At 63.3% G+C, this 25519-nt stretch carries 21 protein-coding genes; 5 read left to right on the top strand and 16 right to left on the bottom strand.

Annotated elements, in window-relative coordinates:
- Positions 1–466: 466 nt before the first annotated feature.
- Positions 467–1240: a class I SAM-dependent methyltransferase gene (locus tag BLT65_RS00445; protein WP_091773999.1), complete on the top strand. Its 774-nt coding sequence runs from the start codon at positions 467–469 to the stop codon at positions 1238–1240.
- Between the two features lie 143 nt (positions 1241–1383).
- Here BLT65_RS00445 and BLT65_RS00440 read toward each other — a convergent pair whose 3' ends face one another.
- A complete protein-coding gene (locus tag BLT65_RS00440) occupies positions 1384–2877 on the bottom strand; it encodes a flavin-containing monooxygenase (RefSeq protein ID WP_091773997.1) in 1494 nt (497 codons plus the stop codon).
- A gap of 200 nt (positions 2878–3077) precedes the next feature.
- On the opposite strand from BLT65_RS00440, the gene BLT65_RS00435 reads away from it, so the two are divergent.
- On the top strand, positions 3078–3704 hold the full coding sequence (locus BLT65_RS00435) for a TetR family transcriptional regulator (RefSeq protein ID WP_091773995.1): 627 nt from the start codon (positions 3078–3080) through the stop codon (positions 3702–3704).
- A gap of 53 nt (positions 3705–3757) precedes the next feature.
- Here the strand turns inward: BLT65_RS00435 and BLT65_RS00430 are convergent, their stop codons facing one another.
- From BLT65_RS00430 to BLT65_RS00415, 4 genes are all read right to left on the bottom strand, one after another.
- A complete protein-coding gene (locus BLT65_RS00430) occupies positions 3758–4996 on the bottom strand; it encodes a tetratricopeptide repeat protein (RefSeq protein WP_091773992.1) in 1239 nt (412 codons plus the stop codon).
- A gap of 120 nt (positions 4997–5116) precedes the next feature.
- Positions 5117–5797, bottom strand: coding sequence for a PspA/IM30 family protein (locus BLT65_RS00425; protein ID WP_007588312.1), 681 nt, complete (start codon positions 5795–5797; stop codon positions 5117–5119).
- Positions 5784–6032 carry a hypothetical protein gene (locus BLT65_RS00420; protein ID WP_143036458.1) on the bottom strand — a complete coding sequence of 83 codons (249 nt, stop codon included), beginning with the start codon at positions 6030–6032 and terminating at the stop codon, positions 5784–5786. Before BLT65_RS00420 ends, BLT65_RS00425 begins: the two co-directional genes overlap by 14 nt.
- A gap of 277 nt (positions 6033–6309) precedes the next feature.
- Complete coding sequence (locus BLT65_RS00415) at positions 6310–6942, bottom strand: plasmid mobilization protein (RefSeq protein WP_091773988.1); 633 nt, start codon at positions 6940–6942, stop codon at positions 6310–6312.
- A gap of 629 nt (positions 6943–7571) precedes the next feature.
- On the opposite strand from BLT65_RS00415, the gene BLT65_RS00410 reads away from it, so the two are divergent.
- Together BLT65_RS00410 and BLT65_RS46265 are read left to right on the top strand one after the other, a co-directional pair.
- Positions 7572–10130, top strand: a complete 2559-nt coding sequence (locus BLT65_RS00410; protein ID WP_091773986.1) for a penicillin-binding protein 1A — start codon at positions 7572–7574, stop codon at positions 10128–10130.
- Between the two features lie 749 nt (positions 10131–10879).
- The gene (locus tag BLT65_RS46265) at positions 10880–11152 is read left to right on the top strand and encodes a hypothetical protein (protein ID WP_143036457.1); all 273 of its coding nucleotides are present in this window, start codon (positions 10880–10882) and stop codon (positions 11150–11152) included.
- Positions 11153–11182: 30 nt separating this feature from the next.
- Here the strand turns inward: BLT65_RS46265 and BLT65_RS00405 are convergent, their stop codons facing one another.
- From BLT65_RS00405 to BLT65_RS00395, 3 genes are read right to left on the bottom strand one after another with little or no spacing between them, the layout of a single operon-like run.
- Positions 11183–12652 carry an efflux transporter outer membrane subunit gene (locus BLT65_RS00405; RefSeq protein WP_091773983.1) on the bottom strand — a complete coding sequence of 490 codons (1470 nt, stop codon included), beginning with the start codon at positions 12650–12652 and terminating at the stop codon, positions 11183–11185.
- A 1-nt stretch (position 12653) separates the two neighbouring features.
- Positions 12654–15776: an efflux RND transporter permease subunit gene (locus BLT65_RS00400; protein ID WP_091773981.1), complete on the bottom strand. Its 3123-nt coding sequence runs from the start codon at positions 15774–15776 to the stop codon at positions 12654–12656.
- Positions 15773–16900 carry an efflux RND transporter periplasmic adaptor subunit gene (locus BLT65_RS00395; protein WP_091774826.1) on the bottom strand — a complete coding sequence of 376 codons (1128 nt, stop codon included), beginning with the start codon at positions 16898–16900 and terminating at the stop codon, positions 15773–15775. Before BLT65_RS00395 ends, BLT65_RS00400 begins: the two co-directional genes overlap by 4 nt.
- 247 nt (positions 16901–17147) lie before the next feature.
- Between BLT65_RS00395 and BLT65_RS00390 the strand changes: the two genes are divergently transcribed.
- Positions 17148–17768, top strand: a complete 621-nt coding sequence (locus tag BLT65_RS00390; protein WP_007588318.1) for a TetR/AcrR family transcriptional regulator — start codon at positions 17148–17150, stop codon at positions 17766–17768.
- A 12-nt stretch (positions 17769–17780) separates the two neighbouring features.
- Here BLT65_RS00390 and BLT65_RS00385 read toward each other — a convergent pair whose 3' ends face one another.
- From BLT65_RS00385 to BLT65_RS00350, 8 genes are all read right to left on the bottom strand, one after another.
- Positions 17781–18152, bottom strand: coding sequence for a cupin domain-containing protein (locus tag BLT65_RS00385; RefSeq protein ID WP_091773979.1), 372 nt, complete (start codon positions 18150–18152; stop codon positions 17781–17783).
- Positions 18153–18242: 90 nt separating this feature from the next.
- The gene (locus tag BLT65_RS00380) at positions 18243–19106 is read right to left on the bottom strand and encodes an AraC family transcriptional regulator (protein WP_091773977.1); all 864 of its coding nucleotides are present in this window, start codon (positions 19104–19106) and stop codon (positions 18243–18245) included.
- 10 nt (positions 19107–19116) lie between these two features.
- Positions 19117–19347, bottom strand: coding sequence for a DUF2795 domain-containing protein (locus tag BLT65_RS00375; protein WP_007588322.1), 231 nt, complete (start codon positions 19345–19347; stop codon positions 19117–19119).
- Positions 19348–19435: 88 nt separating this feature from the next.
- Positions 19436–19687 (bottom strand): hypothetical protein, encoded by a 252-nt coding sequence (locus BLT65_RS00370; protein ID WP_091773975.1) that lies wholly within the window; start codon positions 19685–19687, stop codon positions 19436–19438.
- Between the two features lie 349 nt (positions 19688–20036).
- Positions 20037–21374 carry a C45 family autoproteolytic acyltransferase/hydrolase gene (locus BLT65_RS00365; RefSeq protein WP_091773973.1) on the bottom strand — a complete coding sequence of 446 codons (1338 nt, stop codon included), beginning with the start codon at positions 21372–21374 and terminating at the stop codon, positions 20037–20039.
- A 176-nt stretch (positions 21375–21550) separates the two neighbouring features.
- On the bottom strand, positions 21551–23281 hold the full coding sequence (locus BLT65_RS00360; protein WP_091773971.1) for a ClcB-like voltage-gated chloride channel protein: 1731 nt from the start codon (positions 23279–23281) through the stop codon (positions 21551–21553).
- Positions 23282–23432: 151 nt separating this feature from the next.
- Positions 23433–24170 (bottom strand): glutathione S-transferase, encoded by a 738-nt coding sequence (locus BLT65_RS00355; RefSeq protein ID WP_091773969.1) that lies wholly within the window; start codon positions 24168–24170, stop codon positions 23433–23435.
- A 202-nt stretch (positions 24171–24372) separates the two neighbouring features.
- Positions 24373–25452: a YeiH family protein gene (locus BLT65_RS00350; RefSeq protein WP_091773967.1), complete on the bottom strand. Its 1080-nt coding sequence runs from the start codon at positions 25450–25452 to the stop codon at positions 24373–24375.
- Positions 25453–25519: the final 67 nt, after the last annotated feature.

Genomic DNA, 25519 nt, shown 5'->3' with positions numbered 1-25519 from the left:
CGCGGCGCTGGCGCACGCCGACCTGGTGTCCGTTTTACGTTTTCGAGTTCATGTGGCGAGCAGGTCGACACGCACTGATCTGCATCCGGCAGATGAACTGCGGCACATGAATTGCACGTCGTCTTTCACGCTTACGGTTTCTCAACGGCCCCTTACGGAACTGCTTGATAGGGACTATCCCGCAGTCGAATCGGGTACGATCGCCGGTGGCCGCGCGCAAGCCGTGCCACATGTCTGTCGAATCCGCCAACCATTGACTGATGATTGAATCCTTCGCGCGCGTCTCGGGCTGGGAACAGCTGTGGTATCTATGGGAACTGATCGTAATGGTCTGCAAGTTCCTGTGGGGCCTGCTGCGCCTGTTGGGCGGCGGCTGAACCTGAAGCAGAATGCGATGCACTGTCACGCTGTGCGGGGTGAACTGCAGTAAGCTGAAGTCCATTTCATCCCGGTAATCCACCCACCGATGACCGACGATTCCACCCAGCGCTTCACCGACCGCGTGACCGACTACGTCAAATACCGGCCGGGCTATCCGCGCGAAGTCGTGACCTTCCTGCACGCGACATGCGGGCTTGCCGACGGCGCACAGGTTGCTGACATCGGTGCGGGCACGGGCATTTCGTCAAAGCTCTTGCTCGATGGTGGGCACCCGGTCGTCGCCGTCGAGCCGAATCAGGCGATGCGCGCCGCCGCCGACGCATGGCTTGCCGGGTACGCAGACTACAAGAGCGTCGCGGGCACTGCGGAGGCGACTACATTGGACGGCGCGAGCGTCGATCTCGTCATCGCGGCACAGGCGTTTCACTGGTTCGATCCGGCGACAGCGCGACGCGAGTTCGCGCGCATCCTGAAGCCGCGCGGTCTGATCGCGTTGATCTGGAATAGCCGGCTACTCGACGCGACACCTTTTCTTGCGGGCTACGAAGCGCTGTTGCAACGTTTCAGCGTTGACTATCAGGCTGTATCGGAACGCTATGCGGACGACGAATCAATGGCTGTCTGGTTCGGCGACGCGCTCGCTCACAAAGCGCGTTTCCCGAACGCACAGCGGCTCGACTTCGAAGGCGTGAAGGGGAGGCTGATGTCATCGTCTTATGCGCCGAAGGCCGGGCATCCGAATCATCAACCGATGCTGACGGCGCTGCGCGAGTTGTTCGACCGTACCGCGCAAGATGGCACGGTCGAGTTCGCGTACGAGACACGGGTGTATGTTGGATATGCACAGGATAACCGCTAGACCTGCAACGGAGTGCGTCCGGGAGGGACTGAGCGAGAAACTCGCGGAGGTCCTGTCATCTCGCGGACGCTCGTGATGCCGAGGCGCGCAGCGAGCGACCGAGGTGGCAGCGGCGCGAGCGTCGTCTGCGTCGCTTCGATGTTTTACTCTCGCTCCTGATCTGAATACACGTATTCGGCACTGCGCACGCGACGTGTGCGTCGACGGAAATTGAATGTGAAGCGCGGCCAGATTGCCGTGATCTTGCCGCTCTTCGTCTGATACCAGCTGTGGCAGCCGCTCGCCCAGACAGTTCGCTTCATGTCGCGTTGCAGGCTCGCGTTGAATGCGCGCTGAACGTCGGCACGAAGATTCATCGTGCGGGCGCCGCGACGGTGCAATTCGCGCAGGCAATCGGCAATGTATTGCACCTGCGACTCGATCATGTAGATCATCGAGTTGTGCCCAAGGGCGGTATTGGGTCCGGCCATCATGAAGAAATTCGGAAAGTCCGCGATGCTCGTGCCCAGATACGCTTCGGGTCCATCGCGCAGCCAAAGTGCATCGAGATCGGCGCCGCCGAGTCCCGTCACGTCGAATGGCGCGCCGACGTCGTTCACCTGAAACCCGGTGCCGCAGATGATCGCATCGACCGCATGATGCGCGCCGTCGGCCGTCACGATGCCGTCATGCACGATGGTGCGGATCGGTGTCGTGACCACGTCGACATTCGGCTGGCCTAGTGCCGGATAGTAATCGCTCGATAGCAGCACGCGTTTGCATCCGAGCCTGTAGTCGGGTGTCAGCTTCGCGCGCAGTGCAGGATCTTTCACCCGTCGTTCGAGGTAGCTGCGCGCGAATTTCATCGCCGGGTTCACGAGATTCGGATTGACGAAGAATCCGAGTCCGCGCGATTCCATCTGCCAGTAGATCGCGCTGCGCACGCAGCGTTGCGTGAATGGCAGATGTTTGAAGAGCCAGCGCGCGCGTTCGCTGACGGGCTTGTCGGGCTTGGGCATGATCCACGGCGCGGTGCGTTGGAAGAGCAGCATCTGCGCGACGCGCGGCTGGATTCGCGGGATGAACTGGATCGCGCTGGCGCCGGTGCCGATGACGGCGACGCGTTTGCCTTCGAGCGGATAGTCGTGGTCCCAGTGCGCCGAATGAAATATCTTTCCACCGAACGTATCGAGTCCATCGATCCGCGGAATCGCCGGTCGCGATAACAGCCCAATCGCAGAGATCACTGCATCGGCCTCGACGGTTTCATGCACGCCATTGCGCGCGATATCGAGCCGCCAGACGAGCCGCGCCTCATCGAAACGCGCGGCCGTTACGCGTGCATTGAACTGCATCGCACTATCCACCTGATACTTGCGCGCACAATGCTTCAGATACGCAAGGATCTCATGCTGATGACTGAACGCCCGCGACCACGACGGGTTCGCTTCGAATGAAAACGAGTACAGGTGTGACGGCACATCGCATGCAGCGCCTGGATACGTGTTGTCGCGCCACGTACCGCCCAGGTCGGCCGCCGCTTCGTAGATCGTGAACGAGGTAAATCCCATGCGCTTGAGCCGGATCGCCATGCCGATGCCCGAGAAGCCGCTTCCGATAATCGCGATACGCATCTCAGCACGATGAGGTGAAGGCATGGGTTCAACGCTCCAGCGCATCGTCGAAGTCTGCAAACTCTCCGATGCCGAATAAGATAAAAGTTGATTTGTCTACCTCCGTCTACGACGGTTAACGCGCAGGGTAGACAACTGTACACAGTGCGTCAAGATCGTTGTACAGTGCTGGCTCCAAGGCCGTGACATTGCATTGGCCGTCATGCGTCGTTAAACGGAAGCTCATGCAATCCGTATCAGAACTGGAACTCGCTCCCGGCAAGCGCAAGCTGATCGAGGCCGCGTTGCGCCTGACGGCGGGCGGCCGCAGCTTCGCGAGCCTCGGCCTGCGCGAGGTGGCGCGCGAGGCGAGACTCAACCCGAACACGTTCTATCGGCACTTCGCAACACTCGACGATCTCGCGCGCGAAGCCGTCGAATCGGTCAGCCGCCGCCTGCGCCCGATGCTTCGGTGCGAACGTTGGCTAGCCGCGCACGACGAGCCGCATCGCGTGCCGCGCCGCGCCTGCGTGGCTTTCTTTGCGTTCGCGCTGGAAAACCGCGAGGCCTTTCTGAGTGCGCTGGCCGAGTATCACGGCACGTCGCCAGCGTTGCGCGAGGCGGTGCGAGTACACCTGAACGAGGTGTCGGCTGAAATGGCCGAGGACGTCGTGCGGTTGAACCTGATGCCCGGGCTACCCCGCGAAACCGTCGAGGAAATCTGCACGCAGATCGTGTTGCAGCTTTTCCATCTGTCGCATGAATTCATCGGCAATGTCGCGCAGCGTGAGTTGTTGATCGACTATGCGGAGCGTTTCATCGTCAGGCTGTTCACGGGTGCCGTCTTCCTCGCGCAGCATGAGGCGCAATGAGAAAAGGGCTCCGTGAGGAGCCCTTTGCGTTTCATACGGACGAGGTGAATCGGTCAGGTGTCGTTCCAGCCGCCCGAATCGTCGTTGCTGCCCATATCCACACCGCCATCTCCGCCGCCGCTACCGTCGCTCCAGTCGTTCGAGCCTTGACCGAAGTCGATCGAGCCGGCGTCGTTGCTGCCGCGCTTGCGCGATTCGTCGTCGACGATCACATCGCGTTCGATCACGCGGTCGCGGCCTGAGTTGAGCGCTTCACCGAGCAGCACGCCCGTCAGCAAGCCACCCATGCCGCCGCCGAAGCCGCCGCCTTGCTGCACGATGACGGGCGGCTGCTGTTGCTGCGGCGGATACGGGTAGGGCGCTTGCGGATAACCGGGCGGGTAACCTGGCTGCTGGCCGCCGCGTCCGAACGCCGTGTCCGCTTCGCGTGCGTAGGAAGAGTCGCCCATACTCGCCGTTGCGGCAGGCGCCGCATTCGGATCAGGCCGGCCTTCGGCGCGTGCCTTGAGGCTCGCGACCTGCCGTTCGAGGTCTTCGATCTGATACGGCGGCACGGGGTTCTTGCTATTCGACAGCGCTTCGACCAGCTGACGCAGCTGCGTCTCCGCGCCTTCGACTTCGCGCTCGAGCGCTTCGTGTCCCGGCGCCGTCGACAGCTTCACGTCGAGCTTCAGCGAACGCACGTCGTTGAGCAGATCGGTTGCGCGTTTGAGTTGCGCGCGACGGTCGTCGGTGGCGCGCGTGTCGTCCTGCGAGCGCGCGCGGCGCAGCGTCCAGCGCAGGATCAACGCAATCGCGCCGATCAGAACGACGATGCCGATCCACATGCCCATTGAAGGACCATGTCGTTCGGGCGCCGGCTGGAATGCCGACGGCGTGGCGGGCGCGGATTGCTGCTGCGCGAACGGATTGTTCGTGCGATGCGTGACGCCGCCGCCAGCGCCACCGCTCACGCGCGCGGCGTCCGAGCGCAGACGTGCTTCCGTCTGCGCGAAGCGGGCGGGGTCGGTGAAGCGAACCTGCGGGTCGAGCGTCTTCGCCTGTTGAAGCTGCGTGAGCGCTTCGGCAGGGCGGCCTTCGCGATCGAGCACCTGCGCGTACAGATAGTGCGCCCGGGCGCTGTCGGGATGCGCCTTCAGCACCTCGTTCAACTGCGAGTCGGCCTTCTGCCAGTCGCCCTGTTGAATCGTCGTTTCGATCTGCGTCGCCGTCGGCAACGCGAAGGCGGCGCCAGACACGAGCATCAGCGAAAGCGTCAGGGACACACCGGCTGCTGCGAGGAGTTTTTTCATGATGCGGGCCGGGCGGATTGACGCCCGTCTCCTTGACTATCGAGTTGCCGTGCCGCGCGGCCGTCGTGTCGTAGTACACGGCGCCGCGCGGCACATCGCCTGTGCGCGCTGATTGCGCGCTTACTGCGCAGGCGTGTCCAGCTGCTTCTTCAGCGCGGCGAGGCGGTCGTCGATCGACGGGCCGCGGTTCAGGTCCGCGAGCTTGTCGTCGAGCGCCTTGCCGCTCTTCACGTCGGCCGAGTTCAGGCGCGCGTCGGAACGTGCCGTCGACAGCGCGACCTTGTCTTCCAGCTTCTGGAAGTCTTCAGCAAGATTCTTGCCGCCGATTCCGCCCAGCGCGGTGGCCGCCGTGTCCTTGGCTTCCGCGATCTGCTGCTTGGCCTGCAGGATGTTCGAGCGCGCGTTCAGGTCGTTGCGGCGCTGACGCATATCGTCGATCTGCGTCTTCAACTGGTCGACGGAAGGCTCAAGCGTGGTCAGTTCCCTCGCGAGCGCGTCGCGTTCGGCTTCCGCCGTCGACTGCGCGCCGAGTGCCTCGCGCGCGAGCGCTTCGTCGCCCGACTGCAGCGCGCGTTTGGCGCCGTCTTCGTACTTCTTCGCCTTGTCGGCGGCCACGTCGCGCTTGCTTTGCTGCGTGGCGACCTGCGCCTGGATCTCGATCAGCGAGTTCTCCGCTTTCGCGATGCTCTCGTCGAGTTCGCGCACGATCTGGCGCGCATCACGCGACGGGTCTTGCACGGAGTCGGCTGCATCGTTCAGGAGACCTTTGACCGTCCGCGTGATGCTGTCAAAAAGCGACATGAAATTCCTCCATTGATTGAAATCGACGCTGAATACCCGGCGCATTGAAGCTCGCGCGCAACGACGTCGACTGAACATAGTTTACGCCGCCTTGCGCGATGCTGCGGGTCTGCTCCATGCCATCAGACAGCGCGTCTTCGCGCTTGTTGCATGACAGCGGAGCAAACGGACCTGACATCGGGGCGCGCGCACGGAATGCAATACCTGAGCGCATATTTAAGTTGCCGCGACGCATCCGTTGACGCTTCGCACACGCCTTGCAATCGATGCATGACCGGCTATTCAACAGCTCGCGGATATTACACCACGGGTACTCTTAAAACGGTCTTAAAACGCGATTTCCTGCGCCTTTCAGCCGATGCTTTCGCAATCTTTGCGACGTGCGCGCGCATACGCAACGTGATGAACGAATCAGCGTGCGGATTTGTCAAATCGCGTGGTCGAATTCTTTCGGATAGCCGACGATAGGCGTTTGCGAGCACGACGTACACGTGCCATCTAACGCCGCGAACTCAGGCGAAGTGCCCGCTGCCTTCGGTGGGATCGATGCCCGGTTCGTCGTCTTCGTGCTCCTGCTTACGCTTGCTTGCGGCATTGCGTTTCGACGAAAGCAGTGTGGGCGCGCCGGATGGCGCGCGCGTGTCGGTGGCGTCGTGTGACGCGAGCGCAGCAGATTTCGCGGCCGTTACGCGTGCAGCGGCCTGAGCGGCGACAGCGTCGTCGGTGCTGTCGAGCGTAACGGACGCGACGGGTGTCGCGAGCGCGGCGACGGGGGTGGCGAGATCGATGGGGGCGAGCGGCTCTTGCGGCGTACCGGAGGCGGCGAAGACGGTATCGTTTTCAGTCGGCGTGCTTTTGCTGCCCGGTGCGGGCGATCGGAGCGCGGCCGGCGTGGCTTGCCGCAGATGTTTGCTTGCGCGGGCGACGCGTTGCAGCGCTTCGTTCAGCGCGTCGGGTTCGCGCGGCGCCCGCAACCGGTCGACGATGCTCGCCGCCTTGACCTGCTCGCTGGTCGCGCCGAAGCTCAGCACTGCGCGCCGCATCAGCTCGCTGACACTGATGCCGAGGTTTTCCGCCGTCGTGGAGATGGCGCGTTTCTGGGCGGGGCTGACGAAGACGACGATGCGTTCGCTAGGCTTGTTCATAGATCGGCTCGCGTTCTTTGTTGGTGTCGAACTGCGGAGGAATCCGGGCAGGGCGGCGAGTCTTGCTTGGCGCACCTCAAACCATCATAAGACTAAAACGGGGCGCGCGGTTGCGCGCGGGCGTAAATCGGGCGGCCCGTAAAATGGCTGTCACATCAACGGGTTGCCGCGTTTGCAGGAGCATTGTCCACAGGGCTGTGAACATTTTCTGTTGATAACCGCACGGCGCGCCGCGGGCAGACTCGCGTGGCGCCACACAGTGTTTTTTCTTACATCGGGGCGCAATCGTGAGGGAATTCTTACAAAAAAATCACCTTCTGCGCCGCTTGATTTCTTTAAAATGCGCTGTTACGTTGCGCCAGACACTGCCAGGGCGCGCCGTGCGGCCGGCCGGGGCGGGGTCAAACAGTCGGTGCCGCGCGGTGGCAGTCGCCAAGGGTAGAGGCCGTCGTCATGCGTTGCGCGCGGGGCGTCCTTGCATGGCCGCCGCCGGATCGGTGGCAAGGCGCCAATCTGGCGCGCAACGGGGCCGCAGCCGCGCGTTATGTCGCGCGAGCGGCGCCACGATCACGATACAGGCGTACCGCGCGTGCAACTCCGGCGTGTAAGTAGCGCCCATCATTCCAGTCATGCCAATCATCAAACGACCGCAATCTTCCAGCTCCTCAGGGCATTCAGGCCGCGAGCCTTCTTTCGGCAGCAACGACAACCCGAGTCGCGATTACCGCTACGCGCAGCGCGAAGAAGACGATCGCGATGAGCGCGGCGGCGGTGCCCGTTCGGGCGGCTCAGGTCGCTCGGGTCGCTCAATAGGCGGCACGATCGCGTTGTGGTTCGCCGGGCTGTTCGCGACGCTCGCGGTGGTCGGCGCGCTGATCATCGGCTATGCGCTCGTCGTGATGGGGCCTCAATTGCCGTCGCTCGATGCGCTCACCGACTACCGCCCGAAGGTGCCGCTGCGCATCTATACGGCGGACCACGTGCTGATCGGCGAATTCGGCGAGGAGCGCCGCAGTCTGGTGCGCTTCCAGGACATCCCTGACGTTCAGAAGAAGGCCGTGCTCGCGATCGAGGACTACCGCTTCTACGAGCATGGTGGCGTCGATTTCATCGGCATCCTGCGCGCGGGTTTTGCGGACCTTGCGCATGGCGGTTCGTCGCAGGGCGCGAGCACGATCACGATGCAGGTCGCGCGCAACTTCTTCCTGTCGAGCGAAAAGACGTACACGCGCAAGATCTATGAAATGCTGCTCGCGTACAAGATCGAGCGCGCACTCACGAAAGACCAGATTCTCGAGCTGTACATGAACCAGATCTATCTGGGCGAGCGCGCCTACGGCTTCGCGGCCGCGGCGCGCGTGTACTTCGGCAAGGATCTGAAGGACATCACGCTGGCGCAGGCGGCGATGCTCGCGGGGCTGCCGAAGGCGCCGTCCGCGTACAACCCGGTTGTCAATCCGAAGCGCGCGAAGATTCGCCAGGAGTACATCCTGAAGCGGATGCTCGATCTGAACTACATCACGCAAGACCAGTACAACCAGGCTATCAAGGAAGATATCCGCACGAAGACGGCGGGCAACGAGTACAGCGTGCATGCCGAGTACATCTCGGAGATGGTGCGCCAGATGATGTACGCGCAGTACAAGGACGAGACCTACACGCGCGGTCTGAACGTCACGACGACGATCGATTCCGCCGATCAGGAAGCCGCCTATCTCGCCGTGCGCAAGGGCGTGATGGACTACGAGCGCCGTCACGGCTATCGCGGTCCGGAAGGGTTCGTCGAGTTGCCGGCTGCCGGCGACGAGCGCGACGAAGCCATCGAAGACGCGCTGAACGATCACCCTGACAACGGCGAGATCATTGCGGCCGTGGTGACGTCGGCGACGCCGAAGGAAGTGAAGGCGCAATTGCTGGACGGCACGCAGGCGAGCGTGACGGGCGATGGCTTGCGTTTCGCGGCGGGCGCGCTGTCGGCGCGCGCGGCGCAGGCGCAGCGCATCCGGCCGGGCTCGATCGTGCGCCTGATCGCCGATGCAAACGGCAACTGGCAAATCACGCAGTTGCCGCAAGTGGAAGGCGCGCTGGTGTCGATGACGCCGCAGGACGGCGCGATCCGCGCGCTGGTCGGCGGCTTCGACTTCAACAAGAACAAGTTCAACCACGTGACGCAGGCATGGCGCCAGCCGGGGTCGAGCTTCAAGCCGTTCATCTATTCGGCGGCGCTCGACAAGGGCTTGGGACCGGCGACGATCATCAACGACGCGCCGTTGTACTTCCCGCCGAGCGCGCCGGGCGGCGACGCGTGGGAGCCGAAGGACGACGATCAGCCCGATGGTCCGATGCCGATGCGTCTCGCGCTGCAGAAGTCGAAGAACCTGGTGTCGATTCGCATCCTGTCGTATATCGGCACGAAGTACGCGCAGGATTTCGTCACGCAGCGCTTCGGCTTCGACGCCGACAAGACGCCGCCGTATCTGCCGATGGCGCTTGGCGCTGGTCTGGTGACGCCGCTGCAATCGGCGGGTGCGTATAGCGTGTTCGCGAACGGCGGTTACCGGATCAATCCGTATCTGATCGGCGAAGTGGACGACGCGCACGGCCAACCGCTGTCGCGCGCGCAGCCGCTGACGGCGGGCAAGGATGCGCCGCGCACGCTGGAGCCGCGCAACGCGTACATCATGAACAGCCTGCTGCATTCGGTGGCGACGGCGGGCACGGGCGCGGGCACGAACGTGCTGCATCGTAACGATCTGCAAGGCAAGACGGGTACGACGAACGATGCGAAGGATGGCTGGTTTGCCGGCTATCAGCAATCGCTCGTGGCTGTCGCGTGGATGGGTTATGACCAGCCGAAGTCGCTCGGTAGCCGCGAGTTTGGCGCGCAACTGGCGTTGCCGATATGGGTCGAGTATATGCAGCGTGCGCTGCGTGGTGTGCCGCAGGTTGAGCCTGAGATGCCTCAGGGTGTGACTTCCGTCGATGGTGAGTTGTTCTATGCGGATATGACGCCGGGGAGTGGTTTCGTGGCGAGCATCGGCATGGATTCGGCGAATCCGCTCGCAAGCGGTGGTGATGCGGTTGGCACGGTTGGGCCGGCGGGGATGACGCCGCCCGCGCCGCCGCCGAATGTCACCTCGACTGAGAAGAAGCAGATTATGGATTTGTTTGAGTCGAATAAGCCATAAGGGTTTGGGTTTGGTTTTTGCGCTGCGCGGGCGGTTTGGTTTGCTTGTGTTTGCGCTGGCATCCGCGTTTTGTTATCTAGCTTCAGGCGTCGCCCCTGTGGGGGGGCACCTACTTTTCTTTGCCGCCGCAAAGAAAAGTAGGCAAAAGAAAGCGGCTAACACCGCCAGTTCTTGTGTCACCTACTTTTCTTTGCCGCCGCAAAGAAAAGTAGGCAAAAGAAAGCGGCTAACACCGCCAATTTTTGTTTTTGCCTGAGGGCCCCCAACCGGTCCCTTACTTCACGCGGCAACTTCTCGATTCAAGTTCGTTGCCAGCGCTCTTGCAGTGCGCCTCACCCGCTTCACGCCCCCGCGCTTCAGCATGCCTTGCCAGATAGTCCACCGCCGCCCAGGTGGCAAACTGTGTGTAGGCCGTAGCACTCCACACGCCTCACTTCGGACCGAAAGTACATGCGTCCCACCCTGTAAGAGCGCCACGCTATACGACGCGACAACCTACACACAGTTTGCCACCTGGGCGGCATATACCGTTCGCTGCCGTGAACCCATGTACGGGTGCTTGAAGCGGGTGAGGCGTTCATTCGAAGCGTTGGCAACGCACGCAAACAGAAAGGCTGCCGTGTGAAGCGTAAGACCCTGTGGGGGCCCTCAGGCAATGAGAGGTGTTGGCGGTGTTAGCCGCTTTCTTTTGCCTACTTTTCTTTGCGGCGGCAAAGAAAAGTAGGTGCCGCCCCGCACAGGGGCGACGCTTGAAGCAAGCTAACAAAGCGCGGATGCCAGCGCAAAGGCCAAAAGACCAAACGGCATCGCCCGTGCCGCGAAGGCAACCCGCGGATGCCACCGCAAAGGCAAGAAAACCAAAACCGTCCGCGCCACGAAGGCGCAAACACAGCTACCAGCGCACTCGCAAAAAAATCAGGCAAAAAGAGCGCCGCACACCAAAAGCATATTTCGATGCACGCTCAACGACTTATCTCACCTATCCAGAAGATATCAACAAGCCTGTGAACAAAAACTGTTGATAACCCCAAACCCGACCATCACCGACAGGTTCACTGCACAACAGGCGACGCCAATGCCTCCGGCGGAGGATTCCCCATCGCCTGAAACAACGCTGCCGTATCGTTCAATCTCGCGCCAGTAAACCGAATCTCATCAAGCCGCGCATTGCGATACTGCTGCTCGCTCGCCCGCGACGCCGTGGCGGGCACGGCCCCCAGCCGATACCGCGCGGCCGTCTCCTCAAACGACCTCTGCGCCGCCCGCGCAGCAACATTCGCGGCATCGAGCGATTGCGCATCATGCTCGAGCGCAGCGAGCGTATCCGCGACATTCTGGAACGCGGCCAGCACGGTCTGCTTGTACTGCGACGTTGCAGCTTCATACGAAGCGACAGCCGCGCGCCGCTGCGCAAACAGCGCACCGCCGTGAAAGATCGGCTGTGTGATCGATGCGCCGATGCTCCAGATCGCCCCCGCGCCCGACAACGCAACAGGCCAGCTAAACCCGCCTTGTCCCATCGATGCGCTCAGCGTCAAGCTCGGAAACATCTGCGCGGTTGCGACACCGACATCGGCGGCAGCGGCCTTGAGCGTCGCATCGGCGGCCTGAATATCGGGGCGTGCCTTCAGCAGATCGGATGGCACGGAGACGGGCACCTGTTCCGGCACATGCAAAGAAGCGAGATCGAGCGCAGGCGGTGCCTCATCCGGCGTACGCCCGAGCAGCACCGCAAGCGCATGCCGCGTCGTCAGCAACTGCTGGCGGGCCGGCGGCAGACTCGCGGCAAGCGACGCCGCGCTTTGCTGCGCGTTCAACAGATCGCTGTGCGACACCGCGCCGAGATCGTAGCGGCGCTGCGTGTCGCGCGCCTGTTCGTTGGCGAGCGCGACGAGCCGCTCGGTCGTTTGCACCTGTGCGTCGAGCATCGCCGCCGAAATCGCCGCGGCCACGATGTTCGCGGCCAGCGCGCGCCGCGCCGCGTCGAACTGATACGCCTGCACATTCACACGCGACGCCAGCGCCGCGTTCGCAAGCCGCGACGCGCCAAAAATATCGAACGTGTACTGCGCCTGCAACTGCCCAACGAACGTGTTGTACAGAAACGTATTCGGCCCGATCTCGGGAATCGCGAGCGCGCGCTGGCGAGCCGCCTGGCCGCCGGCGTCGATGGTCGGCAACATGTTGCTGCCGATCTGCGCGCGCAACTGCTCGCGCGCTGCCTTGAGGCTCTTGTCGGCGGCGTCGAGCGTCGGGCTGTTGCGCAGGCCCTCGTCGACGAGCGCGTTCAGCTGATCCGATTCGAACGTGCGCCACCATTGCGGCACCGCCTTCGCGCCAACCACGAACTGCTGCGTCACGCCTTGCGCAGGCACGGTCTGCATCGGTTGCGGATCGGCGCCGTAGTGCGCGGGTTCGGGCATCGCGGGCGGATTGCCATTCGGCCCGAACGAACAGGCCGCCGCGAACACGCAGGCAACGGCTACGGCAAAAGACGTACGGGTCATCGAAAGAAGGCTCATGTCAGTTCCCCGAATGATCGGACGGCGCGGGGCGCGGATCGCGCTCGTCGCCGCGCACGCGGAACCACGCGGCGTACAGCGCGGGCAGATAGAACAGCGTGAGCACCGTCGCGCTCGTGATGCCGCCCATCAGCGCCGTTGCCATCGGGCCGAAGAAGTTCGAGCGCAACAGCGGAATCAGCGCGAGCACGGCGGCCGCCGCTGTCAGCGTAATCGGGCGGAAGCGCCGCACCGTCGCGCCGACGATCGCATCGAAGCGCTTGTGCCCCTGCGCGATGTCCTGTTCGATCTGATCGACGAGAATCACCGAGTTGCGCATGATGATGCCGAACATCGCAATCACGCCGAGCATCGCGACGAAGCCAAACGGCTTGCCGAACAGCAGCAAGGTCGCGACCACGCCGATCAGGCCGAGCGGAGCGGTCAGCACGACCATCAGCACGCGCGCGAAGCTTTGCAACTGGATCATCAGCAACACCAGCACGGCAATGATCATGATCGGCATCTGCGCATTGATCGACGTCTGTCCCTTCGCGCTTTCCTCGACCGAGCCGCCGATTTCGATCCGATAGCCCACAGGCAGCGTCGAACGAATCTGCGCAAGCTGTTTGTCGACGGCATGCGTGACGTCGATACCTTGCGCGTTGCCGCGCACGTCGGACTGCACGGTGATCGTCGGTTGCCGGTCGCGTTCCCAGATCACGCCGTATTCGAGGTCGTCGCGCATGCGCCCGAGCGCGCCGAGCGGCACTGAGCCGTTGGGCGTGGGCATCGCGAGCGTCAGCAGTTGCGACGGGTCGACGCGCTCGTTCTTCGGCGCGCGCAGATCGACGCTAATCAGTTTGTCGCGCTCGCGGTACTGCGTGACCGTGTAACCCGACAGCGTCATCGCCAGAAAACTCGATACGTCCGCCGACGTCACGCCCAGTTCTCGCGCCTTCTTCTGATCGACCTCGAAGCGCACCGAGCGCTCGGCGGGCTCGTCCCAGTCGAACTGCACGTTCGCCGTGCCCGGATTCCCGCGCATCGTCGCGGCCACTTTTTCGGCAATCGAGCGCACCGTCGCGATGTCGTCGCCGCTTACGCGGAACTGCACGGGATAACCGACAGGCGGGCCGTTTTCAAGCCGCGACAGGCGCGTGCGGATCGCGGGGAAGTCGTTGCGCAGTTTCGGTTCGAGCCAGCGCGCGAGCTTCTCGCGATCTTCGACGGACTTTGCGGTGATCACGAACTGCGCGAAGTTCGGCTGCTGCAGTTGCTGGTCGAGCGGCAGATAGAAACGCGGCGCGCCCGAACCAACGAAGTTCACCGAATGATCGATTTCGGGCCGGCCTTCAAGGGCTTTTTCGATGCGCTGCGCCTGGCGCAACGTTGCCTGGAACGAGGCGCCTTCGGGCAGCCGCACATCGACGAGCAGTTCGGAGCGATCGGAACTTGGGAAGAACTGCTGAGGCACGATCGAAAAGCCCGCGAGCGACACGACGAACAGAATCACGGTAATCGCCAGCACGACGAAACGCCGCTCGATGCACCACGCGATCCAGCCCGTCAAACGTCGATAGAAACGCGTTTCGTAGATGTCGTGTTCATGGTCCTCGGGTTCGTGCGCCTGGCGTTTGCGCTCGGGCAGCAGGTGATAGCCGAGCATCGGAATCAGCACGACGGCCGCGAGCCACGACGCGATCAGCGCAATCGCCGACACTTCGAAAATCGAGCGCGTGTACTCGCCCGTGCTCGACTTGGCGAGCGCGATGGGCAGAAAGCCCGCCACGGTGACGAGCGTGCCCGTCAGCATCGGAAACGCGGTGCTCGTATAAGCGTAGGCTGCGGCGCGCGTGCGGTTCCAGCCTTGTTCGAGCTTCACGGCCATCATTTCGACGGCGATGATGGCGTCGTCGACAAGCAGGCCGAGCGCGAGCACCAGCGTACCCAACGACACCTTGTGTAGCCCGATATCGAACAGGTACATGCACAGCGCCGTCACGGCGAGCACGACGGGAATCGAGATGACGACCACCATCCCCGTTCGCACGCCCAGCGACACGAGACTCACGACCAGCACGATCGCCACCGCTTCGGCGACAGCTTCGAGGAAGTCGTCGACGGAATGCGCGACGGCGTGCGGCATGCTCGATACTTCGACGAGCTTCAGCCCCGCGGGCAGATGCGCCTGCAAGTCCTTCATCTTCTCGTCGAGCGACTTGCCGAGTTGGATCACGTCGCCGCCTGGCTGCATCGTCACGCCGATGCCGAGGACGGGCTTGCCCTGGAAACGCATTTGCGTGACGGGCGGATCGTCGTAGCCGCGTTTGATTGTCGCGATATCGCCGAGCCGGAACGAGCGGCCGTTGATGCGAATCAGCGTGTCGGCGAGCGCGTTGACGTCTTTGAATTGTCCCGTCGGACGCACGAATACGCGGTCGTCGTAGGTCGTCAGCGTGCCGGACGGCGAGACGCTGTTCTGCGAGTTGATCGCCTGCGCGAGTTGATTCGGTGAAATGCCCAGGCGCGTCAGTTGCGTGTTCGTGATCTCGACATAGATGTGCTGGTCGGGATCGCCGAAATAGTCGACCTTGCCGACGCCCGGCACGCGCAACAGCACCGTGCGTAATTCGTCGGCGTAGTCGTGCAACTGCGCTGAAGAGAAGCCGTCGCCTTCGAGTGTGTAGATGTTCGTGTAGACGTCGCCGAACTCGTCGTTGAAGAACGGCCCTTGAATACCTTGCGGCAGCGTCTGCGCGATATCGCCGACTTTCTTGCGTACCTGATACCAGGTTTCCGGCACGTCCTTGACGGGTGCCGAGTCCTTCATCGTGAAGAAGATCAGCGATTCGCCGGGGCGCGAATAGCTGCGCAGAAAATCGATCGCGGGCGTTTCCTGCAGCTTGCGGCCGATACGGTCGGTGACTTCTTCCTGCACCTGGCGCGCGGTCGCGCCGGGCCAGAAGGTGCGGATCACCATCACGCGGAACGTGAACGGCGGATCTTCCGATTGCGCCAGCTTCGTATAGGCGAGGATGCCGAATGCTGTCGCCAGTGTGATCAGAAACACCACCAGCGCCTGATGGCGCAGCGCCCACGCGGACAGGTTGAAGCGTCCTTCTTCGTCGTGTACTGCGCTCATGACGCGAAATCCTCGGGATGCAACGGCGGCACGACGCGGACTTTCTCGCCCGCCGTCACCGTATGCACGCCTTGCCATACGACACGCTCGCCTTCGTTCAGCCCTTGCGAGATCGCGACGGTCCGTTCGGCGTAATGCGCGACCTGCACGCGACGCAGTTCGAGCTGATCGCTGCCGCTCTTCACGATCCAGACTGCGGGCTGCGTGCCGTCATGAAAGAGCGCCGTGGCGGGCAGCGTGTAAAGGCTTGCATGTGCAGCGGCGTTGTCGTGCGTGAAGTCGATGTCGGCCGTCATGCCGAGCCGCACGTCGGGGCCGGGTTGGTCGAGCGTGAGCTTCGCGCGATAGGTGCGGCTTTGCGGATCGGCGGCGGGCGACAGTTCGCGCACGCGCGCATTGAATGTGCGGCCGGGCAGCGCGCCGAGCTTGACGGTTGCCATCTGGCCGACGCGCAGCGCTGCGAGCGCGCCTTCGGGCACGTCGCAGACCACATCCACATCGCCCGACCAGGCGAGGTTGTAGACGGCCTGTCCCGACGACACGTTCTGCCCCGTATCCGCCTGTTCGGCCGTGATGACGCCCGCGTGATCGGCGGTGAGGGTTGCGTACTGAAGCTGGTCTTTGGCGAGCGCGGCCTGTTGCTGCGCCTGATCGCGTTGCGCGGCAGCCGACGCATACGCGTCTTCCGTCTGTTCCAACTGCGTCTGTGCGATCAGGTTCTCGCGTGCCTGCGCGCGGTCCCGGTCGAGCTGCTGCTTCGCGTAGACGAGCCGGTGCTGCGCGGCGTCGAGTTGCGCGGCGGCGCTGGCGGCGTTTTTCTGCGCGTCGGCGGGATCGAGTCGCGCGACGACCTGACCGTTCTGCACGACATCACCCAGCCGCACGCGCCGCTCGATGATCTTGCCCGCGATACGGAACGACAGCGGCGTCGAATAGCGCGCCTGCACTTCGCCCGGCAGCGACGCGGCAAGCGGCAGGCCGTCGGCGTGCACGGCGACGGCGACGACAGGCCGCGGCGCGGGTGCAGCGGCCTCCTTGTTGTGACACGCAGCGAGTGTCAGCGCGCCCGCGAGGACGAGCACGCCGAGCGAGGTACGGCGAAACAACGGAGCAGAGGCGGACAGGCGGGACTGCTTGCGCGCGATGGATGGCGCGCCACGACGGGAACGATTCACGATGCCCCCAGGCTGAGATGCAAACGGATACGGCAAGCCAGAGGCTACCGACGGCGTGCAGCGAAGCGGGCCGCGAGCGTTTCGTTTCGCATCGCAACGCGGCTCATTGCTTCAGATGGTGAATTGCATTCTAATACACACCTGTATCTGAATGCAAAACTGAATCTTGTCGGGGAACGATGCTAGACTGTTAAATATGAAACGCAAACGACTCACACGCGAACAGAGCAAAGACCAGACGCGCCTGCGTCTGCTCGATGCTGCGCAGGCCATTTTCATGAAGAAGGGGTTCGTCGCGGCGAGCGTCGAAGACATCGCGGACGCGGCGGGTTACACGCGCGGCGCGTTCTATTCGAACTTCCGCAGCAAGCCCGAACTGTTCCTGGAGTTGTTGCGGCGCGATCACGAGTCGATGCAGGCGGATCTGCAGAACATCTTCGAAGAGAACGCGACGCGCGAAGATATGGAAGCGAGCGTGCTGCGCTACTACAGCCGCATGCCGAGTGAGAACAAGTGCTTTCTGCTATGGGTGGAGGCGAAGCTGCTGGCCGCGCGCGACGTGCGGTTCCGCGTGCGCTTCAATGCGTTCATGCATGAGAAGCTAGAACAGCTGACGGCCTACATCACGGAGTTTTCGGTGCGCGTCGGCACGCCGCTGCCGTTGCCGGCTGAGACGCTGGCGCTCGGTCTGATGGGTTTGTGCGACGGCATGCAGTTTTTCTTTACCGTCGATCCTCAACGTTTTTCGGGCGAACGCGCGGAAGAAGTGCTCGGCAATTTCTTCGCGCGCGTCGTGTTCGGCAGGACGATGGAGTAAGGCGCGGCCCGCTCAGATCCAGACGTCGTTGGCGGCCGTGCGCTCGCTGGTTTCGCTTCCTGTGTTCTTCACGCCGCGCGGCTCGATCAACAGCAGTTTCACTTCTTTCTCTGCGTAGGGCTTGTGTTCCTTGCCCTTCGGCACGACGAACATGTCTCCCGATGAAAGCTTCACCGCGCCGTCGCGAAAGTCGATGCGCAGTTCGCCTTCGAGCACGATGAACGTTTCGTCCGTATCGGCATGATCGTGCCAGATGAAATCGCCTTCTATCTTGACGAGCTTGAACTGGTAGTCGTTCATCTCGGCGACCACGCGCGCTTGCCACTGATCGTTAATCAGGCTCAGCTTGCTGGCGAAATTGATGGGGAGATAGGTAGAGGACATCGCGTTTCCTTGTGTTGAAAGTCGATGTCGTCGAGTGTAGAGACGCGACCATGCACGCGTCTTGAACGTTCGTGCAAACGCTCACTGTCCTCACCGGGTTTGCGCGTTGATCATCCGCAGCCAGCGCGACGGTGTCACGCCGTACGCGGACACGAAATGCCGCGTCATATGGCTCTGATCCGCAAAGCCCGCGGCAGCGGCGGCATCGACGAGCGCCATGCCGCCCAGCATCGATTGACGCGCGGCGTCGAGACGCCGCATCGTCAGATAGCGATGTGGGCTGGTGCCGAAGAACGCGCGGAAATCGCGCGACAGGCTCCAGCGGTCGCGGCCGCTCGCGGCGGCCAGTTCGTCGAGCGTAACGGGGCGTTCGAGCGCGCCATGCAGGTAATCGCGCGCCAGTTGCGCCGCGCGGAAATCAGCGGAAGCGCGCAGTGGCCGCGCGCCCGACACGGCGTCCAGCGCGTGCGCGAGGTCGAAGAGCGCGTCGTCCTGTTCGAGCGGGTCCATTGCGCGGTCGATGCCTTGCAGCAGCGCCTGCGTCGCGGCAGCAAGACGCGGATCGTCCGATAGCCCGCCTTCGATGAACGGCAGCGGCTTGCCGCCCAGCGCCGCCTGGAACAGCGCGGGCTCAATGTAAATCATCCGGTAGCGGAAGCCTTCGTCGGTGCCGGCCTGGCCGTCGTGCATTTCGTCGGGATGCAGCACCATCGTGCCGCCGGGCAGGCTGTTGCGCACGCTGCGCCGGTAATGAAAGCTCTGCACGCCCGCGAGCGTACAGCCGATCGCGTACGTATCGTGCCGATGCAGCGCGTAGCCGTTGTGCTGGAAAAATGCTTCGATGCGCTCGACGCCATCTCGCGCGGGCGCGCGCCGTATCCAGTCGTGGTTGCGCTGCGCAGTGTCCAAAGGCGTTTGAGTTACCGGCACGGCGGTCGAGCTGAGGTCCCGCATAGATTCGCCGTCAGATGCCAAGGCCCGGCCCGAAATTGCTGCCGATCAGCTTCGTCACAGAATCGATATCCGCGTAATCCTGCTCGGGCAGGCCATCGAGCATCGACAGCACTTCATTGCTGGCGCCGGCTTCGCGCGCGGCATCGACGAGCGCGTCCTTGTTGAGCGGGTAGGTGACGCCGCTCAGGATATCTGCGATCTGCAGGTCAATCGATTCACCCGGAATAGCCGATCCCGTCATGCTCGCGCTCCATTGTTCTGAAAGTAGTTGGCGCGAGCGAGACGATCCGCCCATCGAATCGAGGTCGAAGTCGACGTATCTCGCGCCGTCATGTCTGCGGATGTTCGTCCTCTGCCACGAAGCCTCGGTCCAGATGCCGCGACTTCGGCAGTGCGATGTGCTCCCATCGCTCGGGCCGGATATCGGTCTGGGCCGCGACGTCCGGCGCGGCGGGCGCGACGGGGGCAGCGTTGGCGCGGGCGGCAGCCGTGTCGATCGTGCCGTCCGTCGCCGTATGCACCGGCGCGGCGAAACACGAAGCCGACAACGTCACCATGATCAACAGCGTCGAGGTTTTCATCGCTCGACCTCCTTATGCCTGGCAGCGCAGGAACTGCATGCAAGCGGTATGCCATTGCGACAACAGCGTAGTGGCGCCCGCCCCACGCGGTCGCCGTCTGCGAGCACCGCGCGTCCCCCCCATATTACGCCAGTTATTTTTACAAGCGCTGGTGAGGCCCAGGAAAGGACGGAAATCGGCTTCTGTTGATGGAGGTTTGAGGCGGTTTCGTGTCGGGTGGATGCGCCCGAGCCAGCGCTGGGGCGGTTCCGCGCGATGCGCAACGCATCCCGTATGTAGAAAGCGGGTGGCGTTAACCCGGCGCGAGCCACGATGTTCGTGAGCGTCCCGCCGCGCCGCGAGCGAGCCTTCAGCGCAGCACGTCGAAGCGCGTCCACGGCCACGAAGGCCGGTCACGCATGTAGCCGTTTAGCCAGTTCCATTGCGGATGGCGCTTCATGAACGCCTGCGCGTCGAACGGCCGCCCACACGGATGGCCCCAGCGCGCGAAGAATGCCATGTCGCGCGCCATGTCGCTGTCGACCACCTTGCCGTCGTTCGCGCCCCACGGATTGAACGGACCGTGATCGGAGCTGCCGAAGCGCTGGTCGTCCAGTTCCAGATGTCCGCAGATGGTCCGCGAGCACGGATTGTCCGGGCGATCGAGATAGACGTCGTGATGGTCGGCGATCATTTCCTTCGCCAGCTCGACGTCGATCCTGCCGTGATGCGTCTCTTCCAGTTGCATGAAGCGCAGCCGGCGCGCGCCGTTCCTGCGCACGTCGGTGTAATCCTCGCCTTCGCCCGTGCATTCCTGATTGCGTATTTTCAGATCAGTGGCCGTGTTGTAGCCGCTGTAGAAACCGTCCCTCGTGCTTTCGAAACCGGAGTAGTGCAGCCCGAGTTCATAGCGTGCGATCTCGCCCGTTTTCGCGTCGCCGAGCAGCCAGCTGTTCGCGTAGCCACCGTTGTTCGCGAGCGCGAACATCTCGCACCATTCGCCGATGCTATTCGCGTACTGCGTCGCGCGTCGCGAGCGGTAGAACTCCGGCGCGCCCGACGCGTTGTAGCCCGCGAAATTCGAAATGGTGGTCTCGGTCACCATCAGGCCCGCCGACGTCACCCAGAAATCCGTCAGGCTCGAAATGCAGCCAGGCAGGCCCTGCATCAGAATCCGGTTGCCCGCTGCGGGCACGATGTCGAACACGACGTTGAACGCGTCGCCCGTGGCGTAGCGGTCCCACGAGTTGTGCGCCATCACGATGCGGCCGTCGCGCGTCGCGCTGCCCGTCGCGATGAACGCACTACAGTGATGCCCGCGCCGGCCGCGCCACGGCTTCAGGCCGAGCTGCGGCTTCTGCTGCGCGGCGTGCTGCGGCCACCAGCTTTGCAGCAAATCCATGTAACCGTTCCACGCGAGCACTTCGGCGAACGTGAGTTTTGCGCCATCGGCGATGCCCTGGATTTCATCGGCGGATTCGCTGTCGATGCGTGGCGCGAACTGCTCGACGGCGGCATTGATGAACGTGTCGAATTCCTCGCCCGTGTCCCATTTCGCGAGATAGCGGGCGGTGCGGATCGCGTTCTGGATTTCGGCGGCAAGCAACGTGCCGTGCTGCTCGCCGCGCTCGTAAGGCTCGCCTTCGATATGCACGAAGATCCAGCCGGCATGGTCGCGGCGCACGGCATCGATGGACGGTTTGCTCATCTTCGCTCCCGCTCGCAGAGCGGGCATCTCCGCCGGCGTTGCTCAGCGCCGTACATCGCGGGATGCGGCTTGCGGCTCGTTCATGGTCAATCCATTGTAGGGAACTTGACGCGCTTTACCATGCGCCGAACTGGGGCCGCAGTAAGTATCGATGAGGTATCGATGAAGGTTGACGGTTAACGCGGGTTCATCCGGAAATACGCATCGAGCAACGACGTCTTGTAGACCACGCCCGCAAGCGTCGGCCGCGCGGCGCTTTCGACCACGGGCAGCCGTTCGCCCTGGAACGCCATGAAATGTTGGAGCGCGACGCCGATCGGCATGTCGGGCGTAAGCACGTCGAAATGCGGCTGCAGATAGTCGGCCGCCGTTTTCCCCGACGTGTCGCGGTTGTCGAGCAGGTCGGACGTGATGTCCTTCAGCGCGACCACGCCGAGAAAGCAGCCGCTGTCGTCCGTCACGTACAGATACTTGACAGGATATTCGAGGAACACGCGCGTCATGTCCTGCACGGTCGCATTCGGTTGCACGACGGTTTGCGGCGGCCGGATCAGCTCGCGCATCTGCGTCGCGCGCAACCGCATGCGCTCCTGTTCCTCGCGGTTGCGGTGCAGCGTGACCTCGTACATCGACGTCTTGCCGATCGCGCGCGCCGCGAAGTACGCGACCACGCACGACACCATCAGCGGCAGCACGACCTGATAGCTCAACGTCATTTCGAAGATCATCAGGATCGCCATCAGCGGCGCCTGGGTCGCCCCCGCCAGAAACGCGCCCATGCCGACCATCGCGTAGGCGAACGGCGCGGACGTCCCGTGCGGCCACAGCGCGTTCATGCCGAGCCCGAACAGCGAACCGAGCACCGCGCCGAAGAAGAGCGTCGGCGTGAAGATGCCGCCCACGGCGCCCGAGCCGACGGTCGCCGCCGTCGCAATCAGCTTGAACACGAGCACGACGACGAGCGCGGACCAGGTCCACGGCGAATGCAGGATCGAATTGACGACGCTATAGCCGTTGCCCCAGACCTCGGGCGTCCACACGGACAGAATGCCGACGATCAAACCGCCGAGCGCAAGCCGCAAAGGGAGGGGGATCGGCAGGCGGCGGAAGCCGGCCTTGGTGGTGTCCATCAGTCGGAGGAACTGCGGCGCCGCCGCGCCGCACAGCAGACCGAGCGCGACGAACAGCAGCACTTCGAGTCCCGCGACAGGCGGGAACACGGGCATCTCGTAAGGCGGCTTGTAACCGGCGAACTCGCGCATCAGGATATTCGAGACCACCGACGCCACCACGACCGGCCCGAAACTTTCCATCGCGATCGAGCCGAGCACGAGCTCGGTGACGAAGAACGCGCCCGCGATGGGCGCGCTGTACGCGGACGTGATGCCCGCCGCCGCGCCGCACGCCACGAGCAGCTTCAGGCGCGGCGGATCGAAATGCACGAAGCGCCCGATCAGCGATGCACACAGCGCGGCAAGCTGCACCATCGGGCCTTCGCGGCCGATCGAGCCGCCGCTCGAAATCGTGAACAGCGACGACGCGCTGCGCCACAGGCTGAGGCGCACGGGCACGACACCGTCGCCGATTACGACGGCTTCCATGTAATCCGTATGCTGTTTCTTGTCGGCGCCGCGCTGCGCGATGACCAGCAGCACGCCCGCGGCCAGCCCGCCCAGCGCGGGCAACGCGATACGCATCGCAATGGGCAGGCGCTTTGCCATTTCGACGAGACTGCCGTCCTGTCCGGTGAACGCGCGCTGCATCAGCGAGATGCCTTCGCGGAAGGCGATCGTCGCGAAGGCGCCCACGATGCCGACGATCACCGACCACACCAGCATCGTGTGCGCGTCGGACAGACGGAAGAGATGGGCGGCGCGGGTGCGCAGTCTCAGCAGAAATGAAAGCACGGCAGGAGCGGGCGTTTAGGGTTGGTATGGGTGGCGCGCAAGCCTTCGCATGTTATCGGCATTGCGCGACGACGGGTTGAAGAGGGGCGCGTTACCCGGCGATATCTGGCATGCGCGCCGCTACGTGGCGAAAGAACGATGTCAGTTCATCTCAGCGCACGTCCTTGTCGAGTTCGGGGTAGTGCCGGAAAACGCAGGTTTCGTTGTACGGCAGACGTCGTTCCGAGTCGAGATAGGCGGCGATATTCGGGCGCTTGAGCACCGCGTCATGCAGCCTGGCAAGCCGCGGATGACGCTCGCCGAAATGCTTCATCGCGCGTGGAAAGGCGTAATGCAGGCCGTCGATCAGCTGGAACATCGACAGATCGACATACGTCAGCGTGTCGCCGACCATGTGTTTGTCGCCGGCTGGGTTCTGCTTCAGCACGCGTTCGAAATAGCCCATGAACTTCGGAATCCGGTTGTCGATGAAATCCGTCGCGCGGATTTTGGCGGCCTCTTTCTGCTCCTCGTAGTACATGCCAGACGCGAGCGGGTGATGCGTATCGTGCGCTTCCGTGACCATGTCGGCGATGGTCAGTTGCAGGCCGTTCGCGACGTAGCGCAGGCTCTCGACCTTCGGCGCGAGATTCAGCTTCGGCCCGAGGTAGAACAGGATGTTCGCCGTCTGCGAAATGATCAGGTCGCCGTCCTGCAGGAAGGGCGGCGCGTACGGCAGGTACGCTTCCGACCGGCTGTCCAACACGTCGATCATCGCACCCGTGCCGAGGCCGTCCTGTTCGTCGCCGCGCGCTACCTCGACGTAGTCCGCACGGGCTTCTTCGAGCGCCAGCCGCACGAATTCGCCACGGCCCTGCAATCCATCCCAGTAATAGAGCTGATAAGTCATCGGTCGGTCCTCATTCGGTTGTCGACGGCGCGATGTCGCGCCGCGGTTACACACGGAAGGGAGCTAGAAGTATGCCGCGCGATGCTTGCAGTTGGTGTGCCTGTCACCAGGCAAAAAAGCGCGTCGGCGCGATCGTGGCGATACAGCCCGAAAAGCACAAAAGCCCCGCACGCGGCGGGGCTTATTCGGGAGAGTTGCCGGCTTAGCCGAGCAGATGCTGGACGAGCCACGTGATACCGAGACCGCCAACGAAGAGCCACACGTAGAGGATCAGGCCCGTCGTCAGCGCACGGGGACCGGCGTCGCGGATCTGCGAGAGGCGTGTTTCGATGCCGAGCGCCGTCATGGCCATCGTCAGCGCGAAGGTGTCGAGCATGTTGACCGTGCTGGTCGCGGCTTCAGGCAGGATATGCAGCGAGTTCACGGCGACACAGGCGAGGAAGCCCAGTGCGAACCAGGGCACGGCGAGCTTGCGCGGCGCATGGGTGCCATCTTTCGAAGCGGCGCCACGGGCCGAGCGGTTCACCCACATGCCGACGATCAGCAGCACGGGCACCAGTAGCATCACGCGGGTCATCTTGACGATGGTGGCGATATGCGTGGCTTCCGGGCTCACGTTGCTGGCAGCACCCACAACCTGCGCGACTTCGTGAATCGTGCCGCCGAAGAACAGGCCGACGCCTGTGGTGTCCAGATGGAGTATGCCGGCGCGCAGCAGCGCGGGGTAGAGGAACATCGACAGCGTGCCGAACAGCACCACGCTGCCGACGGCCATCGCGCTCTTGTGCGGCTTCGATTGCAAGGTGGATTCGAACGCGAGCACGGCGGCGGCACCACAGATCGCGCTGCCCGCTGCCGTGAGCAGCGCGCTGTCGCGGTCGAGCTTCATCAGCTTCATGCCCGCCCAGGTGCCGATCACGAGCGTGCTGACCACGATCAGCAGCGATTCGGCGAGACCCGGCAGGCCGACTTGCGCGATTTCCTGAATGCTCACGCGCAGCCCGAAGAACGCGACGGCGATGCGCAGCAGCTTGCGGGCCGAGAAATTGACGCCGGCGGCCCAGCTTTCGGGCATGCCATCCTTGAGCGCGTTGCCGTAGATCATCCCACCGACGATGCCGACGATCAGCGGGCTGATGCCCAGATTGGCAATCGCCGGAATGGCAGCGATGCGGGTGACGGCGGCGGCGAACAGGGCGACGAACAGAATGCCGTTGATCTGGCCGCGCGTCGATGACGGGGCGGGAACGGCATGGGTGTGAGCGGTGTGAGCGGTGGACATGAGCTTCAACCTGTTTGGAAAGGTTGGTTGATTCGATGGCCTTATCCTAATTTAGATATATCGATAT

This window comes from Paraburkholderia steynii, assembly GCF_900100565.1.
Classification (GTDB): Bacteria; Pseudomonadota; Gammaproteobacteria; order Burkholderiales; family Burkholderiaceae; genus Paraburkholderia; species Paraburkholderia terrae.
Note: the sequence above shows the minus strand (reverse complement) of the source record. Positions and strands in the feature narration are given on the sequence as shown.

Excerpts from the sequence above, each read along its gene's own strand:
- BLT65_RS00445 (WP_091773999.1), top strand. The coding sequence starts at position 467 with ATGACCGACGATTCCACCCAGCGCTTCACCGACCGCGTGACCGACTAC.
- BLT65_RS00440 (WP_091773997.1), bottom strand. The coding sequence starts at position 2,877 with ATGCCTTCACCTCATCGTGCTGAGATGCGTATCGCGATTATCGGAAGC.
- BLT65_RS00435 (WP_091773995.1), top strand. The coding sequence starts at position 3,078 with ATGCAATCCGTATCAGAACTGGAACTCGCTCCCGGCAAGCGCAAGCTG.
- BLT65_RS00430 (WP_091773992.1), bottom strand. The coding sequence starts at position 4,996 with ATGAAAAAACTCCTCGCAGCAGCCGGTGTGTCCCTGACGCTTTCGCTG.
- BLT65_RS00425 (WP_007588312.1), bottom strand. The coding sequence starts at position 5,797 with ATGTCGCTTTTTGACAGCATCACGCGGACGGTCAAAGGTCTCCTGAAC.
- BLT65_RS00420 (WP_143036458.1), bottom strand. The coding sequence starts at position 6,032 with ATGCGTCGCGGCAACTTAAATATGCGCTCAGGTATTGCATTCCGTGCG.
- BLT65_RS00415 (WP_091773988.1), bottom strand. The coding sequence starts at position 6,942 with ATGAACAAGCCTAGCGAACGCATCGTCGTCTTCGTCAGCCCCGCCCAG.
- BLT65_RS00410 (WP_091773986.1), top strand. The coding sequence starts at position 7,572 with ATGCCAATCATCAAACGACCGCAATCTTCCAGCTCCTCAGGGCATTCA.
- BLT65_RS00405 (WP_091773983.1), bottom strand. The coding sequence starts at position 12,652 with ATGAGCCTTCTTTCGATGACCCGTACGTCTTTTGCCGTAGCCGTTGCC.
- BLT65_RS00400 (WP_091773981.1), bottom strand. The coding sequence starts at position 15,776 with ATGAGCGCAGTACACGACGAAGAAGGACGCTTCAACCTGTCCGCGTGG.
- BLT65_RS00390 (WP_007588318.1), top strand. The coding sequence starts at position 17,148 with ATGAAACGCAAACGACTCACACGCGAACAGAGCAAAGACCAGACGCGC.
- BLT65_RS00385 (WP_091773979.1), bottom strand. The coding sequence starts at position 18,152 with ATGTCCTCTACCTATCTCCCCATCAATTTCGCCAGCAAGCTGAGCCTG.
- BLT65_RS00380 (WP_091773977.1), bottom strand. The coding sequence starts at position 19,106 with ATGCGGGACCTCAGCTCGACCGCCGTGCCGGTAACTCAAACGCCTTTG.
- BLT65_RS00375 (WP_007588322.1), bottom strand. The coding sequence starts at position 19,347 with ATGACGGGATCGGCTATTCCGGGTGAATCGATTGACCTGCAGATCGCA.
- BLT65_RS00370 (WP_091773975.1), bottom strand. The coding sequence starts at position 19,687 with ATGAAAACCTCGACGCTGTTGATCATGGTGACGTTGTCGGCTTCGTGT.
- BLT65_RS00365 (WP_091773973.1), bottom strand. The coding sequence starts at position 21,374 with ATGAGCAAACCGTCCATCGATGCCGTGCGCCGCGACCATGCCGGCTGG.
- BLT65_RS00355 (WP_091773969.1), bottom strand. The coding sequence starts at position 24,170 with ATGACTTATCAGCTCTATTACTGGGATGGATTGCAGGGCCGTGGCGAA.
- BLT65_RS00350 (WP_091773967.1), bottom strand. The coding sequence starts at position 25,452 with ATGTCCACCGCTCACACCGCTCACACCCATGCCGTTCCCGCCCCGTCA.